Origin of the sequence: Mycobacterium sp. pR1184, from assembly GCF_041287235.1 — a bacterium.
Classification (GTDB): Bacteria; Actinomycetota; Actinomycetes; order Mycobacteriales; family Mycobacteriaceae; genus Mycobacterium.
Window position 1 is genome coordinate 369,765 of the sequence record NZ_JBGGKR010000004.1, and the last position, 18,286, is coordinate 388,050.

Sequence of the window (18,286 nt, forward strand, 5' to 3'; positions counted from 1 at the left end):
CCGAGAGTAGATGTTAGCCCACGGCGCTGACAACCGATTTTCTGACCTGCGCGTTTGCCGTCGGATGGCGATCAGGTGCGGCCGCGCACCAGCGCCAGCACGTCGGCTCCATACTGCTCGAGTTTGCGTGCGCCGATACCCGGGATCGCGATCAGCGCCGCTTCGTCGTCGGGCAGCAGTTCGGCGATCGCGATCAGCGTGTTGTCGGTGAAGACGACATAGGCGGGCACCTTCTGCTCCTTGGCGACGTCCAGTCGCCACTGTCTGAGCCGCAGCAGTAACGCCTCGTCGATATCGGCCGAGCATGTCTCGCAGCGGCGCAGCATGACGGCCGCCGGGGTGGTCAGGTTGTTGTTGCAGATCCGGCACCGCGACGCGCCTTGCTTGCGCCTGGATTTGCCCGGCGCCGGGTCGACGCGCGCCTGCGGTGCAATGCCGTTGAGGAACCGCGACGGCTTGCGGGTCTGGCGGCCGCCCGGGCTGCGCGACAGCGCCCAGGACAGCGCCAAATGCACTCGGGCCCTAGTGATTCCGACATACAGCAGGCGACGCTCTTCCTCGACCGGTTCGCTCTCGGCGCCATGGGCCAACGCGTGCGAGATGGGCAGAGTGCCGTCGGCCAACCCGACCAGGAACACCGCATCCCATTCCAGCCCCTTGGCGGCGTGCAACGACGCGAGCGTGACGCCCTGCACCACCGGCGGATGGCGCGCGTCGGCCCGGACCCGCAGCTCGGCCACCAAGCCCGGCAGCTCCAGCTGCGGGCGCTGCGCCACCTCGTCGTCCACCAGCTCGGCCAACGCGGACAACGCTTCCCACCGCTCCCGGGCCCGGGTGCCGTCGGGTTCGGCGCCGGTCAGCCCCAGCGGTTCCAGCACCGCGCGGACCACGTCGGGCAGCGGCTTGTCCAGCGGCCCCTCGGCGCGCTCGGCGGCACGCCGCAGGGCCACCATCGCCTGCTTGATCTCCTGGCGGTTGAAGAAGCCCTCGCCACCGCGAACCTGGTAGGCGATGCCCGCCTCGGTCAATGCTTCCTCGTAGATCTCCGACTGCGCATTGACGCGGTAAAGCACCGCGATTTCCGATGGTGCGGTGCCCGATTCGATCAGCCCGCCGATCGCCTTGGCGACCGCGGCCGCCTCGACGGTTTCGTCGGGATGCTCGCTGAACGTCGGGGCGGGGCCCGGCGCCCGTTGCCCGGACAACTGCAGCTTGCTGCCGGCCACCCGGCCGCGGGCCGCCGCGATCACCTGGTTGGCCAGCGAGACCACCTGCGGGGTGGAACGGTAATCGCGCTCCAGGCGCACCACCGTGGCGTCCGGGAACTGCCGCGAGAAGTCGAGCAGGAAGCGGGGCGAGGCGCCGGTGAACGAGTAGATGGTCTGGTTGGCGTCACCGACGACCGTGAGGTCGTCTCGATCGCCCAGCCATGCCGACAGCACCCGCTGTTGCAGCGGGGTGACGTCCTGGTACTCGTCGACCACGAAGCAGCGGTAACGGTCGCGGAACTCCTCGGCGACGGCGGCGTCGTTCTCGATCGCGGCCGCGGTGTGCAGCAGCAGGTCGTCGAAGTCGAGCAGCGTCACCGCTTCGTCGCGGACCTTGAGGGCCTCGTAGGCGGCGTAGACGTCGGCGACCTTCTTGGCGTCCAGCGGGATGTCGCGGCCGGCGGCGGCGACCTCGCTGGGATACGCCTCGGGGCTGATCAGCGAGGCCTTGGCCCATTCAATCTCGCCGGCCAGATCGCGCACGTCGTCGGTGCTGACATTGAGCCGTAGCCGGCTGGCCGCGCGGGCCACGACCGCGAACTTGGTGTCCAGCAGCTGCCATCCCGTGTCGCCGACCACCCGCGGCCAGAAGTACCGCAGCTGGCGGTGGGCCGCCGAGTGGAAGGTCAGGGCCTGCACGGCGCCGACGCCCGACCCGGTCTGCGTGTTGGCGTCCAGCGTCCGCAATCGCGAGCGCATCTCCCCCGCGGCGCGCTGGGTGAACGTGACCGCAAGCACCTGCCCGGCGGCGACATGGCCACTCGCGACGAGCTGGGCGATGCGATGCGTGATGGTGCGGGTCTTGCCTGTTCCGGCGCCCGCGAGCACACAGACCGGTCCGCGCGGCGCCAGCACGGCCTCGCGCTGCTCGTCGTCCAGCCCGGCGATCAGTGGATCGGCGACCATGGGCATGCCGTCCATCTTCGCAGCGGTTGCCGACAAACCCGGTGTTTCGCCACGCCGCGGGCCCGGGTGCCCCGTCGCGGAACGCTACGTCGGCGGACTCGGCCGGATTGCCCGGCTCCTCAGCGCCCGCTTCACGGAACGCATCGTCGGCGGACTACGTTATCGGGTTATGAGCAACGCTCCGATTACCGTTTACACGACGTCATGGTGTGGCTATTGCCACCGGCTCATGACCGTGCTCAAGTCCAACGGAATCCCCTACGAGGCGGTCGACATCGAACACGACTCGGCGGCCGCCGAATTCGTCGGTTCGGTCAACGGCGGCAACCAGACCGTGCCGACGGTCAAGTTTGCCGACGGATCGACCCTGACCAACCCGAGTGCTGCCGAGGTGAAAGCGAAGCTGGCCGAGGTCGCCGGCTGAACCTGTTCGCCGCTGCCGACCTACGATAAGAACCATGGCGCCGAAGTTGCGATCGCGACCAATCGGCTCGATTCGCAACGTGTGGCCGGCCGCGATCGCGGTACTGCTGATGACGGGATGCTCGCATCCGAGCACTCCGGCCACGTCCCCGCAGCCGCACGTGACACGCGTCGACGACATGATCGTCGGACTCGCCGACGTCCGTCGCATTGCCAAAGCCGACGATCTCGACCGCGCCGAGGCGGACCTGAAGAAGCCGGCCCCATCGGACGCCAACGCTCCGGAACCGTGCCGGGTAGTCGGCCACAACGAGCTCACCTTCGGCAACAACTGGACGGAATTTCGCAGCGCCGGTTATCACGGAGTCACCGACGACATCCAGCCGCTGGGCCGGGCGATGATCAATGGAGTCACCCAGGCGGCGGGGCGCTATGCGAATCCCGATGCGGCGCAAGGCGCATTCCGTCAGCTGGAATCGTCGCTGCACGCGTGTATGGACCTGCACGATCTGAACTACAGCTTCGCCCTCGACAAGCCGGATCCGTCGACATTGCGGCTCAGCGCCCACCAGTGGAGCCATCTGTACCGCATCGAGTCCGCGGTGCTGGTGTCGGTAGGCGTGGTAGGCCTTGAAGCCTCCGATCAGATCGCGAATTCCGTCCTGCAGATCATCACCGAACGCATCAAGTAGCTCGTCAGTCGATCTCCGCCCAGGATTCGATGATCACCCGTGCGATCGAAATCGAGCCTGGCAGAAGAAGTTTCGAGTCCGACGAACTGCTCCAGTCGCCGAGGGCAAGTGCTGCGCGCACCTCGTCGCGGGTGAACCAGGCCGCCTCGGCGATTTCTCCGTCGTTGAACGAGAACTCCTCGTCGGGGTCGCCCAACGCGTGGAAGCCGACCATCAGCGAACGAGGAAAGGGCCACGGCTGGCTGCCCAGGTAGCGAACATCGGTCACGTTCAGGCCGATTTCCTCGCGGATCTCGCGGACCACGCAGACCTCGAAAGACTCTCCGGCTTCGACGAATCCGGCCAGCAGAGAGAACATTCGCTCGGGCCACACCGCCTGGCGGGCCAGTACCGCGCGGTCGCCGCCGTCGTGCACCAGACAGATGACCGCAGGGTCGATGCGCGGGAACTCCTCATGCCCGGTCACCGGGTTGACTCGCGACCAGCCCGCCCGGGCCGGCTTCGTCGGAGAGCCGTCCACCGCGCTAAACCGTGCCCTGTCATGCCAATTCAGCAGCGCAACGGCCGACGCCACCAGCTGGCTGCTGGTGTCGTCGAAGATCGGGCCGAGGCTGCGCAGGTTCACCACCTCGGTTTGGGCGTTCGGGTCCGCGGGTGCCTGCAGCGCCCCCCTGATGGCCCAGACATGCTGGTCGTTCTCGATGCGGCCGAGGAAAACGGCGTCGTGCGGCGGCTTTTCGCCCAGGTCGGCCGCCGCACCGAGCACCACCCGGCCGTTGGCGACCAGCACCTGATTGCGCGAATCCACCCGCAGCAGCGCCGCATCCGCCCATCCGGCGGTGGCCGCGTCGACATCGGTCCGCAATTGATCGGCCCGGTCGGCGCCGACACGCGAGAGCAACGGAACACTGCTCAGCTGAAAATCCACGCTATGACCCTGGTGCCGATCCGCCACTAATGCCCCGCGTTCTTGATGTAGAGCAGTCGGTCGGTGGCCTCGATGGCGTCGACTTCGGGTGCGCCGATGCGAAGCAGATGTCCGTCGCGCACCACGCCGAGCACGATGTCGCGCAGGTGACGCGGCGATCCGCCGACCTCGCTCGCCTCCACTTCGCGTTCGGCGATGGCCAGCCCCGCGTCCGGCGTCAGCAGGTCCTCGATCATCTCCACCACGCTGGGCGTGGTGGTGGCCAGACCGAGCAGCCGGCCGGCGGTCTCCGAGGAGACCACCACCGTGTCCGCGCCCGATTGTTGCAGCAGGTGCGAATTCTCGGCTTCCCGGATGGCGGCCACGATTTTGGCCTTGGGCGCGATTTCGCGTGCGGTCAGGGTCACCAGCACGGCGGTGTCGTCACGGTTGGTGGCCACGATGATCGACGACGCGTGCTGCGCCCCGGCCAGCCGCAGGACGTCGGACTTGGTGCCGTCGCCGTGCACCGTGACCAGCCCGGCAGTGGTGGCGTGCTCGAGGGCGCTGCGATCGGTGTCGACGACGACGATTTCGCCCTGAGCGGTCTCGTCGCTGACCCGGGCGGCAACGGCACGTTTGCCCTTGGTGCCGTACCCGATCACGATGGTGTGGTTACGCACTCTGTTCCTCCAACGCTGGATTTTCCACCCCTGCCGGGAGCGCTCGGAAAGCACCTCGAGCGTGGTTCCGACCAACACGACCAGGAACGCGATGCGCAGCGGGGTGAAGACAACGGTGTTGACCAGGCGCGCGGTTTCGGTAATCGGTGTGATGTCGCCATAACCGGTCGTTGACAGCGAGACCGCCGAGAAATACAGGCAGTCCAGGAACGTCAGCCGCCCGCCGCGCACGTCGCGGTAGCCGTTGCGATCGAGGAAGACGACAAGGGCGGCACCGAACAGGACCAGCAGCGCGATGATCAACCGGCGGGTGATGACGCGGGCGGGGCTGCCGTGGTCTTCGGGGATACGCAGCACGCCGACCAGCAGGTGACCGGGCTGGGTGGTCAGTCTCTCGTCGAGACCTCTCAGCCGTCGCAACCTACCCTCGGCCACAGCGGCCCGTCATTGGCTGGACAACACCGCACGCCACACGCACGACTCACATGTAACCACGATCGCCGGTCGACAGACACTTGAGCGCCTCAGACGGCGACATCACGCTCCCCGCGGGGGGCCAGCCGCGCCAGCTCGCTGAGATCGGGCAATTCGTCGGGGACCACGGTGGCACCGGTGCGTACGTAATGGAACGCGGTGCGCACCGAGGACTCCGGGCATCCGGACAACGCGGCCCACGCCAAGCGATAGACGGCGAGCTGGATGGCGGCCTGTCGCATCGCCTCGGCACCCCGCGGCGGTTCGCCGGTCTTCCAGTCGACGACCGTGGCGCCGCCGTCGGGTTCGGCGAAGACGGCGTCGATGCGCCCGCGCACGACGGTGTCGCCGATCGGCATCTCGAATGGGACCTCGACGGCGATGGGGGTTCGGGCGGCCCACCGCGATCGGGTGAATGCCTCCTGCAGCGCGGCCAATTCTTCGGTGTGGCCGACGTCGGAATCCGCCGCACCCGGCAGGTCGCCGAGGTCGAAGAGCCATTCGGTTCCGTAGAACTGTTGCACCCAGGAGTGAAAGGCATTGCCCAGCAAGGCGTGCGGATCCGGACGAGCCGGCAGGCGGTGCATCAACCGCTGCATCGCACCCTCGGGATCGCGGGCCAGGTCCACCAGGCCACTGACCGACAGCTGGCTGGGCAGGGCGCGTTGCACTCGTCGTTCGCCGCGAGCGCGCTCGGCCAGTAACGCATCGACGTCGGCGGCCCAGCCATCGATGTCCCCGCACTCTTTCGCTGGGGCCGCCATCGCCGCTTCCACCAACGCTGCCCCACGTTCGACGTCGGCACGACGAGAGGCCAGTGGATCGGTGGGCCATATCGCTTCGATAACGTTGTCGCGCAACGGGTTTCGATCACCGTCGGCGGGTGCCGGTGCCCACTGCTCCACCACGCCGCAGGGTTCGCCGGCCGCGGCCGACCGGTCGATGATGTCCTTGAGTTCGCACAGGAAGTCCGACGGCCCGCGCGGTTTGACCCCGGTGGGTCCCCAGTGATGACCGGAGACCAGCAGGGTGTCCTCGGCCCGGGTGATCCCGACGTACAGCAGTCGGCGCTCTTCGTCGACGCGTCGCTGCTCCAGCTGCCGCCGATGTTCGGCAATCTTGTCCGACAGCTGCTTTCGATTGGTGACGTCGGAGAGGTCCAGCACCGGGATGCCCAGCGAGCCCGCCGCGGCCCGATCGCCGCGCAACAACGGCGGCAGCTCCGACGCGTCGGTCAGCCAGCTGCTGCGCGACGCCGTCGACGGGAACGTTCCGCCGGACAGGTGGGCCACCGCGACCACTTGCCACTCCAAGCCCTTCGCGGAGTGCACGGTGAGCACCTGGACCCGGTCCCTCGCGACCGTCAACGGCGCAGGTGCCAAACCGTTTTCGACGATTTCGGCGGCGTCTAAATAGGCCAGCAGCCCCAGCACCGACGCCGCGGCCGAAACGTCGGTCGCGCAAGTTCGTTCCGCGTAAGCCGCGACCACGTCGGCGAAGGCGTCCAGGTGTTCGGCGCCAGCCCAGCCGCCATGACCCGCGGCGGCACGGACCTCGCAATCGACACCCAGCACGCGCCGCACCTCGGCGACCAGGTCGGGCAGCGAGTGACCCAAGTGGCCACGCAGGGCACTCAGCTCGGCGCCCAACGCGGTAATGCGTTGATACCCCGCAATCGAATACGCGGTGGCCGGACCGGGATCACCGATCGCGTCGGCCAGGCATGCGGTGTCGGCGTCGGAACCCGCGGCCATCGCGATCGACTCGGCCGAGGACGCGTCGGCGGGGCGCCCCGCACCGAGCGACGCGGCACGCTGCCAGAGTGCGGCGACATCCCGGCCGCCCAGGCGCCAGCGCGGCCCGGTCAGTACCCGCATTGCGGCCGCGCCGGCCGTGGGGTCGGCGACCAGGCGCAGCATGGCCACCAGTTCGGCCACCTCAGGGATGGACAGCAGGCCGGCCAGCCCGACGACCTCGACCGGGATCCCGCGCGCACGAAGGGCATCGGCGATGGGTGCGGCATCTGCGTTGCGGCGCACCAGCACCGCGGCAGTCGGCGGGTTGACGCCGTCGGCACGCGCCCGCTGGTAGTGCTCGTGCAGGTGGTCGGCGATCCACTCCCGTTCGGCCTGCGCATCGGGAAGCAGCGCGGCGCGGACGGTGCCGGGCGGGGCGTCGGGCCGGGATCGCAGGGCGTGCACCGCCACCGACCGGCGTCGTGCCTCCGCCGAAATGGCATTGGCGATGTGCAGGGTGCTGGGCGGGTTACGCCAGCTGGTCCGCAGCTCCAGCACCGGCGCGGGAGTGCCGTCGGATTGCGGGAAGTCGGTGGTGAACCGGGGCAGGTTGGTTGCCGAAGCGCCGCGCCAGCCGTAGATCGACTGAACCGGGTCTCCCACCGCCGTGAGCGCCAGCCCGTCGTCTTGAACGTTGGAGCCGCCGCCGAACAGGGCCGACAGCGCGACGCGCTGGGCGTGGCCGGTGTCCTGGTACTCGTCGAGCAGCACCACCCGATAGCGGGTACGCAGGTCCTCGCCGACTTGCGGGAAATTCGCGGCAAGCCTTGCCGCCGAAGCCATCTGCACACCGAAGTCCATCACCTTCGCGGTGCGCATCCGCTCCTGCAACGCGTCGAGCAGCGGTACCAGCTCGGTGCGTTCGGTTTGCGCGGACAGCAGCCGCAGTAGCCATTGGCTCGGTCCGCGGTCGCGTTGGTAGGGGCCGGCAGGCAGGGCGTGCACCAGTCGTTCCAGCTCGAGGTGGGTGTCACGGAGTTGGTCGGTGTCGACCAGGTGCTCGGTGAGCTGGCCCCACAGTCGCAGCACCATCGCAGTGACCGCGGCCGGTGCCTTGTCGGTATGCAGCTGCCCGCCGTAGCCGTTGACCACGTCAAAGGCCAGCTGCCACAGTTCGGTCTCGCTGAGCAACCGGGTGTCGGGTTCGATCGGCAGTAGCAGCCCGTAATCGCGCAGCAGCGAGCCCGCGAACGCGTGATAGGTGCTGACAACCGGGGTCCCCGCCGATTCCGGGATCCCCGGGCTGGGGGCGCCCAACCCGATACCGGCCAACCGGGACAGCCGGGAACGGACCCGGCGCAGCAGCTGTCCGGCGGCCTTGCGGGTGAACGTCAGTCCCAGCACCTGGCCGGGATCGGCATACCCGTTGGCGATCAGCCATACCACCCGCGCGGCCATCGTCTCGGTTTTGCCCGCGCCCGCCCCCGCGATCACCACCAGCGGCCCGGGCGGTGCGGCGATGACCGCGGCCTGCTCGGCGGTCGGCGGGAAAAGCCCTAGGACGCGGGCTAGTTCGTCCGGGCTGTAGCGCGGGGTCATGATGCCGCCCCGTCGACGTGGGCCGGACACGACGGCCGGACCGGACAATGCGAGCAACCGTCGTTGCGCCGCGCGACGAACTGCGGCCCGGCGGTCGCGTCGGCCGCGCGGGTGACCAGGTCGCGCCATTCGTCGCGGCCGGCCGGTGTCAGTGGATCCTGCTCCCGGACGGTGGCGCCTGCTGCCCCGCTCTTGCCGACGTAGATCAGCCGGGCGCCGCCGGGCTCGTCGCCGTCGGGGATCAGGCCTTCGGCCACCGCCAGCTGATACATGGCCAGCTGAGCGTGCTGCTGGGCATCGTCCTTGCTGACCGGGGTCTTGCCGGTCTTGATGTCGACGATCACCAGTCGGCCGGCCGCGTCGCGTTCCAGGCGATCGACCCGGCCGCGCAGCCGGGTCTCACCACCGTCGGCTCGCGGCGTGTCCAGGACTCCGTCGACGTCGACCTCAACGCCGACCTCCGTCAGCTCGCCGCGGGTGCGGGCTCGCCACTCGACGAACGCCTCGATCATGGCGCGATGCCGGGTCAGCTCGTTGGCCGAATGCCACCGCGCCTCGAAAGGCAGGTGCTCCCAGGCTCTTTCCAGCTCGGCCAGCAGTTGTGTTTCGGTCTTGCCCGATTCGGCGAGCAAGGCGTGCAGCACCGAGCCGATCGTGGACCGCAGCTCGCGCGGGTTAGTCCCGCCGTGCCGCTCGACCAGCCAGCGCAGCGGGCAGTCGGTCAGTGTCTGCAGCGTCGATGGCGTCAGCGTGACGGTATCGCGGCCGTCGCGCAGCGGGTCGCTGGTGCTGACCATGGTCAGACCGTGCCAGCCGGATGGGTCGGCGCCCGGCACACCGGCGGCGGCCAGACGTGCCAATTGCGTTGCCGCACAATGGCGGGCTTCGTCGTCGACGGCGCCGTCCGGCGCGCAAACGACACCCCGCAACCGGCCGACCAGCGCGGTGGTCGACAATACGCGCGGTGCCGAAACAGGCAGCGCTACAACATGGTCGGCGTCTTCATCGGCACACTGCGCGAGCTCGAAGAAGAACGGTGAGGGTAGCGCGGCTCCACCGTCCGCCCCACCGGTGTCGCTGTCGACCGCTGTCACCAGCAGCCGGCGCCGGGCCCGGCCCATCGCGGCCACCAGCAGCCTGCGTTCCTCGGCCAGCAGCGGTGCCCGCACCGAGGCGTCCGGACAGACACCGTCGACGACGTCGAGCAGTCGCTGTGTCGCCAGCACCCCGCCGCGCGGAACGGTGTTGGGCCACAACCCATCCTGCAGGCCGGCGATGACCACCACGTCCCATTCGTGTCCGAGCGCGGCGTGCGCGCTGAGCAGCTGAACCTGCTCGGCCGTCGATGCCGGCTCGGTCTTGACGCTCGGCAGCTGCAGCGCCGCGACATGGTCGAGGAGACCGCGCAACGACGCCGCGGGGGTGCGCGACACGTATTGATCGGTGACGTCGAACAATGCGGTCACCGCGTCCAAATCCCTGGTGGCCTGGGCGCCGGCGGTGCCGCCGCGCTCGGCGGCCGCCAACCAGCGCCGCTGCAGACCGGACCGTTGCCAGGCCGCCCACAACGTGTAGCGCGGGTCTTGGCCGTCGCGGTGGCAGCGCGCGGCGGCGTCCAGGACCGCACGCACCCGCCGCAGCGGGCGAGACGTCGGCGGCGCGGCGGCGCCCAGCGCGGCCACCAGCAGATCACCGAAATCGCCTGCCGCATCGGCGGGTTTGCTGCGCATCAGGGTTCGGCGCAACTGCCGCAACGAAACCGGGTCGACGCGACCGATGGGCCCGGTCAGCAATGCCAGCGCCTGGTCGCCGTCCAGCCCGTCGGCGGTCGCGGCCAGCACCGTGAGCATCGCCCGCACCGCGGGCTCCTCGCCCAGCGACCCGCTCACGGCGGGTGCGGCAACCGGCACCCCGGCGGCCGCCAGCGCGCGCGGCAACCGGGTTCCGGCTCGTGGCACCGACCGCACGATCACCGCCATCTGCGACCACGGCACGTTGTCGATCAGGTGCGCACGCCGCAACGCGTCGGCGATCAGCGCGGCCTCCGCGTGCGCCGACGCCGCCAGCCGCACCTGGACCGATCCCTCCTCGACGCCGGTGCCGTCTATTCGCCGTCCCTCGCTGCTGCCGGGCAGCCGGCGCGCGATGCCGCTGACGGCGCGCGCGACCGCCGGTGCGCACCGATGCGACTGCGTCAGCGTCACCGCGGGGGTATCGCCGTCGAGTAGACCGGCCGGCTCGCCGCCCCGGAAGCCGAACACCGCCTGATTGGGGTCTCCGGCGAGCAGCGCCAGTTCACTTCCCGCCGCCAGCACCCGGACCAGCCGCGCTGCCTGCGGGTCGAGTTGCTGGGCGTCGTCGACCAACAGCACCCGGATGCGGGTGCGCTCGGCGGCTAGCAACTCGGCGTCGACCGCGAACGCCTCCAGCGCGGCGCCCACGAGTTCGGCGGCACCCAGCGCCGGCGTCGTGGCTTGCGGCGCCGCGGTGCCCACCGCCGCGCGCAGCAGCATCACCTGCTCGTACTGTTGGGCGAACCGGCCCGCCGCGGTCCAGTCCCCTCGCCGGCACAGCCGGCCGATGCGCTGTAACTCTTGTGGGTCCACGCCGCGTTCCGCGCAGCGCGCCAACAGGTTTCGCAGTTCGGTGGCGAATCCCGCGGTGCTCAGCGCGGGACGCAGGTGCTTCGGCCATCCAGAGGTGCCCTCGCCCTCGAGGTCGCCGGCCAGCAGCTCGCGGATGATGGCATCCTGTTCGGCGCTGGTGACCAGCCGCGGCGGGGCATCCCCGGCGCGCTGCGCCGCCCGCCGCAAGACGGCATAGGCGTAACTGTGCACGCTGCGCACGACCGGCTCACGGATCGCGGACCGACCCGGGCCGGTGACACGCAGCAACGACATCGTCAACGCAGCGCGCTGACGCATCCCGATCCGCCCCGAACCGGTAAGCAGCAGAACCGATTCCGGATCGGCACCGGCGTCGACCGCGGCGATGGCAGCATCGACCAGCAGGCTGCTCTTCCCGGTGCCCGGACCGCCCAGGATCCGGATCGCACCGCGAGCGCCCGGAGCCAGTACGGCGCTCGCCTCGGCACCCCACGTCAACGACATACCGGCATGACATCACGAGGGTCTGACAAGTCGGTCCGGCCAGACCGGCGGTGTCCCCCGCGCCTGGCATCATCGACGCGTGACCACCGACCTTCACGTACACCGCATCGGTCCGGCCGGCCCGGTCCAGATGCTCGCACTGCACGGGCTGACCGGACACGGCCAGCGGTGGCAGCAGTTGGGCGATCACCTGCCCGAAATCACCATTGCCGCTCCCGATCTGATCGGCCACGGCAGGTCGTCGTGGGCTGCGCCGTGGACCATTGACGCCAACGTCGCGGCGCTGGCCGCGCTGCTCGACGAGGCGGCGCAGGCCCCGGTGTTGGTCGTCGGGCACTCGTTCGGCGGCGGGCTGGCCATGAACCTGGCCGCGAACCGGCCGGACCTGGTGTCGGGACTACTGCTGCTCGACCCCGCGGTGGGCTTGGATGGCGACTGGATGCGCCAGATCGCCGAGGCGATGTTCTCCTCGCCCGACTATCCGGACCCGGCCGAGGCTCGTCTGGAAAAGGCAACCGGCTCTTGGTCGGACGTCGATCCGGACGTGCTCGACGCCGAACTCGACGAGCACCTGATCCAGCTGCCCGGCGGGCGCTACGGCTGGCGGGTCAGCGTGCCGGCGATCATGTCCTACTGGAGCGAATTGGCCCGTCCCGCCGTCCTTCCGCCGGCGGGAACGCCGACGACGTTGGTGCGCGCGGCGTGGACGTCGCCGCCCTACGTCACCGAGCAGCTCGTCACGGGTCTGCAGCAACGGTTGGGTGCCGATTTCGAATTGCTGACCTACGAGTGCAACCACATGGTGCCCGGCGCCAAACCGGCCGAGGTCGCCGCGCTGATCCGCAAGCAGCTGCAGGCCGGCTGAACCGTGGCGCCGGTGACCGAGGATCAAGTCGAACGGGTGCGCGCGCTGGTCGCCGCGATCCCCTCCGGCCGCGTGTCTACCTACGGCGACATCGCCGCTGTCGCAGGGCTTTCCAGCCCGCGGATCGTCGGCTGGATCATGCGCACCGACTCCTCCGACCTGCCCTGGCACCGGGTGATCACCGCATCCGGACGACCGGCCCGGCATCTGACGACGCGGCAACTGGAACTGCTGCGCGCCGAAGGAGTGCTGGCGAAAGACGGCAGGGTCGCGCTCAGCGAAGTCCGCTACGAGTTTGCGCCGGACTAGAGCACCAGGCGAATCAAGGCCGCCGTGCGGGCCAGACCAGGGAAGGCCTCGGCGGTAGACCGGGGATGCAGCGCGTGCACCGCCAGACGAAACATCAACGCGCGCAACAACATCTGTGGCCACTCCGGCAGGGCGTTCCAGCGTTCGATCAGCCCGTCGTCGGCCTCGCCCCAGGACAGCGCGTCGACTACGACCACACCGGCGGCCCACGACGCGGGCCGCCAGTACGGTGTGATGTCGGTGATCCCCGGCGCGGCGGTGCCGACGAAGAGCACCGTCCCGTAGAGGTCCCCGTGCACCAGCTGGTTGGGACTCTTGGTCGGCTTGCGCAGCGTGGCAAGCTGGCCGATCAGCTCGACCGAGCGCTCGGCGTCGGCGCTCGGCGGAGCGGTGCGCGCGCCGGGTGGAATCGACTGCAGTGGCCGCTCTTCCCAGGCGGACCGGTCGGCGGCGATGAACACGTCGACGTCCGACCACGGCGTGGTCGGTCCCTGGGTCAGGAATCGGGGGCGTTCGAGTTTGCCGGTGGCCTCGTGCAGCCGCACCGCCGCCGAGACGACTTCGTCGTGACGGGGCTCCGGTGTACCGGCGACGAACGTGTCCGCCCGCCATCCGGAGACCACGTAGCGCCCGTCGGTCGACCGGACCGGACGGGCCAGTCGCACCCCGTCGACGAACAGCGTTTCCCGCACTCGCGCAGACCAGGCCGCGCGCGCGTGGTCCGCCACGACGGACAGGACGACCTCGCCGCATCGCCAGCCGCCTTCCCAGCTGGCGCCCAGCGCGATGGGCTTGACACCGGCCAAACCAAACGCCGAAAGCACATGCTCCGGCGGTGGTTCGACGCTCACGGGGGTTAGCCTACAAGTGCGACGATGCGGGTCCGCGCGACGCGCTGGCGTGCGTCAGTACATCACCATGTCGGGCTGCATCTGCTGCGCCCACGCCACAATTCCGCCCTGCAAGTGGACGGCGTCGGCGAAACCGGCCTTCTTCACCGCGGCCAGCGCCTCGGCCGAGCGCACGCCCGTCTTGCAATACAGCACCGCCTTGCGGTCGTGCGGCAGCTTGGTCAGACCCTCACCGGAGCTGATCAACGACTTCGGGATCAGCTGGGCGCCGTCGATGTGATTGATGTCCCACTCAACCGGTTCGCGCACGTCGATCAGCGCCAGCTTCTTGCCCGAGTCCAGCAACGCGCGCAGTTCGGCCGGTGTGATCGTCGAGCCGGTGGCCGCCTCGGCGGCGTCGCTGGAAGCCCCACCGCAAAACGCGTCGTAGTCGATCAGTTCGGTGATCCGCGGCGCGGCGGGGTCCTTGCGGATCTTGATGGTGCGGTAGCTCATCTCCAGCGCGTCGTAGAGCATCAGCCGGCCCAGCAGCGGTTCGCCGATGCCGGTGATCAGCTTGATCGCCTCGGTGCCCATCACCGACGCGATCGAAGCGCAGATGATGCCGAGCACGCCTCCTTCGGCGCACGACGGAACCATGCCGGGGGGCGGCGGCTCCGGGTAGAGGTCGCGGTAGTTCAGGCCGCGCTCATTGCCGGCCTCATCGGCCGGGGCGTCCTCCCAGAACACTGAGACCTGACCTTCGAAGCGGTAGATCGAGCCCCAGATATAGGGCTTGCCGGCCAGCACCGCGGCGTCGTTGACCAGATACCGGGTGGCGAAGTTGTCGGTGCCGTCGATGATCAGGTCGTACTGGCTGAACAGCTCGACGGCGTTGCTCGCGTCCAGCCGGAACTCGTGCAGCCGCACCTGCACCAGCGGATTGACCGCGCGGATCGAGTCGCGTGCCGATTGCGCCTTGGGCCGTCCGACGTCGGCGGTGCCGTGGATGATCTGGCGCTGCAGGTTCGACTCGTCGACAACGTCGAACTCGACGATCCCGATCGTCCCGACGCCGGCCGCGGCCAGGTACAACAGCGTTGGTGCGCCGAGCCCACCGGCGCCGATCACCAGCACCCGCGCGTTCTTCAACCGCTTCTGCCCGTCGACGCCCAGGTCGGGGATGATCAGATGGCGGCTATACCGCGCCACTTCGTCGCGACTCAGCTCGCCGGCGGGATCGACTAGTGGCGGCAACGATGTGGACACCGAACATCTCCTCGGTCAGCTTCGCGACTCAACGTCTCCAGTCAACGCTTCGATCGCCGGCGATGCTCACCCGAGGTGTTTCAGGCGATCGGATACGGCCAGGGATTGAAGCGGCAGGTCTTGCCGTCGGCCTTGACGTACTCCGGGTCGAACTTCGCGGCGTCGTCGTTGGAGGTGGAGAACGTCTGCTGCATCATCACCGGCGCCAATCCGCCCTGCTTGTCGCACGCCTCGTGGCGCACGTAGCCGATGGCGTGGCCGACCTCGTGGTCGATGACGTACTGCCGGTACGAGCCGACGTCGCCCTCGAACGGCACGGCGCCGCGCACCCAGCGCGCCTCGTTGACGAACACCCGGGCTTGGCGCTCCGGACCGTACGCCGGGTTGTAGCAGGAGGTCTCCAGCCGGAACTCATAGCCGCACCCCTCGCGCACCGTCACCGGCGAGACCAGCGAAATCCGGAAGTCGGGTTTGCCGTTATCGATCCTGACGAACGCGAACTGCGGATTGTGCGTCCAGCCCTTGGGGTTGGCCAGCGTTTGATCGACCATCGTGGCGAACGCGTCGTCACCGCCGAACATCGCCGGGTCCAGCCCGTTCTCGACCTCGACGGTGTACCGGAACACCTTGGCGGTGCCCTGACCGATCTGCGGTGTGGTGCCGGGCACGACGTGCCAGGTCTTGTCGCCGGCTTCGGTGAACGGACCGCCGTCCGGCAGCGTGCCGGCCGGCAGATTGGCGTCGAAGGTGGCCAGGCCGCGCGGCGGAGCGTCCAGGATGGCGGTGCCTACCGCCCCGATGGCCGGCGGCCCTTGGATTGTCGGCTTGGTCGCCGTCGGTTGCGGCGCGCCGACGCCGGTCACCGTCTGATAGATGACCACAGCGGTCAATGCCACCAGAACGGGCAGCGCATAGGCGCGCCAGCCGTAGGTGGAGACGAATCGGCCCAACCACGATTGTTTCCGCCACTGGCGGGGACGCTCGCGATCGGCGCGGGCGCGTCCGGTGCCAACCGCGACGGGATCCCGCAGGGCGCGAAGGGGCTCTCGCCATTCGTCGCGCAGCATCGGCACTCGACCGCCGCCGTGCACGGGCGGCTCGGACGTCATTGCCCCAGGATGGCACAGCGGCGACGCCGGGTGTCCCTGGCGCGCCCTACGACACCGGTTCTCCCCTGCTCGGACGGTGCCGATGCCGGTGACAGGTACACCATGGGTAGTAATGTCTGTGCGACGAGCGGCGCGCGGCTGGCCTGTCAATATCGGATGGTTAGTCGCCACAATTCAAATGAGGACCAAGTGAGCGATCTCGCCAAGTCGGCGGCACGACGTGCCGTCAGATCGGGTGACCGCGGTCGGCCGAGTGACGGCATAGCGACCTCGAACCGGCGGGGGAACCGGTTGCCGCGCGACGAGCGTCGCGGCCAACTGCTGATCGTGGCCAGCGATGTGTTCGTCGACCATGGCTACCACGCGGCCGGCATGGATGAAATCGCCGATCGGGCGGGAGTCAGCAAACCCGTTCTGTACCAACACTTTTCGAGCAAGCTAGAGCTGTATCTGGCAGTGCTCAATCGCCACGTCGACAACCTGGTCTCGGGTGTGCAGAACGCGTTGAGCACCACCACCGACAACCGGCGGCGGTTGCATGCGGCCGTTCAGGCCTTCTTCGACTTCATCGAGCACGACAGCCAGGGTTATCGGCTGATCTTCGAGAACGACTACGTCACCGAGCCCGAGGTCGCCGCGCAGGTGCGGGCGGCCACCGAATCGTGCATCGACGCGGTATTCGCGCTGATCAGCGCCGACTCCGGCCTCGACCCGCACCGCGCCCGGATGATCGCGGTGGGTCTGGTCGGCATCAGCGTCGACTGCGCCAGGTATTGGCTGGACTCCGACCGCCCGATCTCGAAATCGGATGCGGTCGACGGCACCGTCGCATTCGCCTGGGGCGGGTTGTCACACGTGCCGCTTACTCGCTCTTAGCGCGCCTACCGCTGGAGTGCGCGCCGGTGTCCGCACCGATTCCGAAGCCGACCCGACGGCCGTCGGCGGCGCCGATCTCGACGTAGGCGATCTTGGCGGAGTGGATCAGGTAGCGGCGGCCCTTCTCGTCGGTGAGACCCAGCAGACCCGAGCCTTCCCGCAGCGCGGCACTCACGGCCTCCTCGACCTCGGCAGGCGTCTGCGCGCTGGAGAAGACCAGCTCGCGCGGACTGTCCGTGATACCGACTTTGACCTCCACGATGGCCCCTTCCGTTGCTATTCCGTCGCAGGCGTGTCAAGCAGCAGGTTAGTGGACGCGGCCGGGGCGCTCCGAGCAGAGGGTGACGGCGGGGAGTTCGCGGTCAGCGAAACGCTGCGCAACAGCAGATAACGATTCGCTCCCAGCCTGATCAAGGTGGCTGGCGGCGCCCGTTTTCGTCCTTTCACGTCAGTAACATCGGCATCATCAGACACACACTCGATGATCGCGCCGGCCTAGCTCGTGGCTTCGCCCACGACTACCCCGATGACGACGACTACGACGGAGCCGACTACGACGGCTACGACGATGACGAGTACGCCGACGACGAGCACGCCGCCGACGAATACGAGTACGACGAGCTCAAGGAGCTGCTCTGGCCCATCGGCTCCTGGCGCCCGGCGGTCGCGCTGCTCGGCGCGGTGGTGGCGATCGGAGCGATCGCGACCGCGGTGATCATCAACAGCGGCGACAGCGCGACCACGAAAGCCACCATCGCGCCGCCCGCTCCCACCACGTCCGCCCCGCGGACCACCAGCCCGCCGAGCGCCACGCAGCGCCCGGTGCCGAGCACCTCGCAAGCACCTCAGCTCCCGCCGGAGACCGTCACCACGCTGACCCCGCCGAGCGTGGCGCTGACGACTCCGCCGCTGGCGGTGCCGCCGCCCGCGGTCGTAGCCCCCAGGGCCACCGTGAATCCCAGCACCGTCTACTACAGCGTGACCGGGACGAAGACGCTGCTGGACCTGGTGAACGTCGTCTACACCGACGCCCGCGGCTATCCCCAGACCGAGTTCAACGTTTCACTGCCCTGGACCAAGGTTGTGGTGCTGAATCCGGGGGTGACCACCCAATCGGTCGTCGCGACCAGCATCGTGGGCAAGCTGAACTGTGCGATCGTCAATGCTCAGGGTCAGGTCGAGGTGGCCTCGGCCAACAACTCGAACCTGGCGACCTGCACCAAGTAGGGC

15 protein-coding genes are annotated in these 18,286 nt (G+C 69.1%); 6 read left to right on the forward strand and 9 right to left on the reverse strand.

All coding sequences use genetic code 11. From position 1 onward, the window contains the following. Nucleotides 1-71: 71 nt before the first annotated feature. Entirely contained in the window at nucleotides 72-2,180 is a 2,109-nt protein-coding gene (locus ACAG21_RS10040; RefSeq protein ID WP_370495851.1) for an ATP-dependent DNA helicase UvrD2, read from the reverse strand. Between the two features lie 163 nt (nucleotides 2,181-2,343). Between ACAG21_RS10040 and mrx1 the strand changes: the two genes are divergently transcribed. After that, nucleotides 2,344-2,598 (forward strand): mycoredoxin Mrx1, encoded by a 255-nt coding sequence (gene mrx1 / locus ACAG21_RS10045; protein ID WP_370495919.1) that lies wholly within the window; start codon nucleotides 2,344-2,346, stop codon nucleotides 2,596-2,598. Between the two features lie 34 nt (nucleotides 2,599-2,632). Continuing rightward, nucleotides 2,633-3,289: a sensor domain-containing protein gene (locus ACAG21_RS10050; RefSeq protein ID WP_370495852.1), complete on the forward strand. Its 657-nt coding sequence runs from the start codon at nucleotides 2,633-2,635 to the stop codon at nucleotides 3,287-3,289. Between the two features lie 4 nt (nucleotides 3,290-3,293). Here ACAG21_RS10050 and nudC read toward each other — a convergent pair whose 3' ends face one another. From nudC to ACAG21_RS10070, 4 genes are all read right to left on the reverse strand, one after another. Next, the gene (gene nudC, locus ACAG21_RS10055; RefSeq protein WP_370495853.1) at nucleotides 3,294-4,217 is read right to left on the reverse strand and encodes an NAD(+) diphosphatase; all 924 of its coding nucleotides are present in this window, start codon (nucleotides 4,215-4,217) and stop codon (nucleotides 3,294-3,296) included. Between the two features lie 26 nt (nucleotides 4,218-4,243). Next, nucleotides 4,244-5,314, reverse strand: a complete 1,071-nt coding sequence (locus ACAG21_RS10060) for a TrkA family potassium uptake protein (RefSeq protein WP_370495854.1) — start codon at nucleotides 5,312-5,314, stop codon at nucleotides 4,244-4,246. Nucleotides 5,315-5,403: 89 nt separating this feature from the next. Continuing rightward, a complete protein-coding gene (locus ACAG21_RS10065; protein WP_370495855.1) occupies nucleotides 5,404-8,688 on the reverse strand; it encodes an ATP-dependent helicase in 3,285 nt (1,094 codons plus the stop codon). Continuing rightward, complete coding sequence (locus ACAG21_RS10070; protein WP_370495856.1) at nucleotides 8,685-11,798, reverse strand: ATP-dependent helicase; 3,114 nt, start codon at nucleotides 11,796-11,798, stop codon at nucleotides 8,685-8,687. Before ACAG21_RS10070 ends, ACAG21_RS10065 begins: the two co-directional genes overlap by 4 nt. 79 nt (nucleotides 11,799-11,877) lie before the next feature. Here ACAG21_RS10070 and ACAG21_RS10075 point away from each other — a divergent pair, with 79 nt between their 5' ends. Together ACAG21_RS10075 and ACAG21_RS10080 are read left to right on the forward strand one after the other, a co-directional pair. Continuing rightward, complete coding sequence (locus ACAG21_RS10075; protein WP_370495857.1) at nucleotides 11,878-12,663, forward strand: alpha/beta fold hydrolase; 786 nt, start codon at nucleotides 11,878-11,880, stop codon at nucleotides 12,661-12,663. Between the two features lie 3 nt (nucleotides 12,664-12,666). After that, nucleotides 12,667-12,972, forward strand: coding sequence for an MGMT family protein (locus tag ACAG21_RS10080; RefSeq protein WP_370495858.1), 306 nt, complete (start codon nucleotides 12,667-12,669; stop codon nucleotides 12,970-12,972). Here the strand turns inward: ACAG21_RS10080 and ACAG21_RS10085 are convergent. The 3 genes from ACAG21_RS10085 to ACAG21_RS10095 form a co-directional block, all read right to left on the reverse strand. Then, complete coding sequence (locus ACAG21_RS10085) at nucleotides 12,969-13,823, reverse strand: TIGR02569 family protein (RefSeq protein WP_090600798.1); 855 nt, start codon at nucleotides 13,821-13,823, stop codon at nucleotides 12,969-12,971. The two genes, ACAG21_RS10080 and ACAG21_RS10085, sit on opposite strands and share 4 nt — an antisense overlap. Nucleotides 13,824-13,877: 54 nt before the next feature. Further along, nucleotides 13,878-15,071 (reverse strand): adenylyltransferase/sulfurtransferase MoeZ, encoded by a 1,194-nt coding sequence (gene moeZ, locus ACAG21_RS10090; protein WP_370495859.1) that lies wholly within the window; start codon nucleotides 15,069-15,071, stop codon nucleotides 13,878-13,880. 80 nt (nucleotides 15,072-15,151) lie between these two features. Then, nucleotides 15,152-16,180 (reverse strand): DUF3152 domain-containing protein, encoded by a 1,029-nt coding sequence (locus ACAG21_RS10095; protein ID WP_370495860.1) that lies wholly within the window; start codon nucleotides 16,178-16,180, stop codon nucleotides 15,152-15,154. 189 nt (nucleotides 16,181-16,369) lie between these two features. Between ACAG21_RS10095 and ACAG21_RS10100 the strand changes: the two genes are divergently transcribed. Next, nucleotides 16,370-17,056: a TetR/AcrR family transcriptional regulator gene (locus tag ACAG21_RS10100; RefSeq protein ID WP_096285382.1), complete on the forward strand. Its 687-nt coding sequence runs from the start codon at nucleotides 16,370-16,372 to the stop codon at nucleotides 17,054-17,056. On the opposite strand, the gene ACAG21_RS10105 is transcribed toward ACAG21_RS10100, so the two are convergent. Further along, nucleotides 17,043-17,315 carry a DUF3107 domain-containing protein gene (locus ACAG21_RS10105; RefSeq protein WP_370495861.1) on the reverse strand — a complete coding sequence of 91 codons (273 nt, stop codon included), beginning with the start codon at nucleotides 17,313-17,315 and terminating at the stop codon, nucleotides 17,043-17,045. The genes ACAG21_RS10100 and ACAG21_RS10105 overlap by 14 nt on opposite strands. A 197-nt stretch (nucleotides 17,316-17,512) precedes the next feature. On the opposite strand from ACAG21_RS10105, the gene ACAG21_RS10110 reads away from it, so the two are divergent. Next, nucleotides 17,513-18,283 (forward strand): MmpS family transport accessory protein, encoded by a 771-nt coding sequence (locus tag ACAG21_RS10110; protein WP_370495920.1) that lies wholly within the window; start codon nucleotides 17,513-17,515, stop codon nucleotides 18,281-18,283. The last annotated feature ends 3 nt before the right edge of the window (nucleotides 18,284-18,286 follow it).

Coding starts and splice junctions, on each gene's coding strand:
- ACAG21_RS10070 (WP_370495856.1), bottom strand. CDS start 11,798: ATGTCGTTGACGTGGGGTGCCGAGGCGAGCGCCGTACTGGCTCCGGGC.
- ACAG21_RS10095 (WP_370495860.1), bottom strand. CDS start 16,180: ATGACGTCCGAGCCGCCCGTGCACGGCGGCGGTCGAGTGCCGATGCTG.
- ACAG21_RS10040 (WP_370495851.1), bottom strand. CDS start 2,180: ATGCCCATGGTCGCCGATCCACTGATCGCCGGGCTGGACGACGAGCAG.
- ACAG21_RS10050 (WP_370495852.1), top strand. CDS start 2,633: ATGGCGCCGAAGTTGCGATCGCGACCAATCGGCTCGATTCGCAACGTG.
- ACAG21_RS10065 (WP_370495855.1), bottom strand. CDS start 8,688: ATGACCCCGCGCTACAGCCCGGACGAACTAGCCCGCGTCCTAGGGCTT.
- mrx1 (WP_370495919.1), top strand. CDS start 2,344: ATGAGCAACGCTCCGATTACCGTTTACACGACGTCATGGTGTGGCTAT.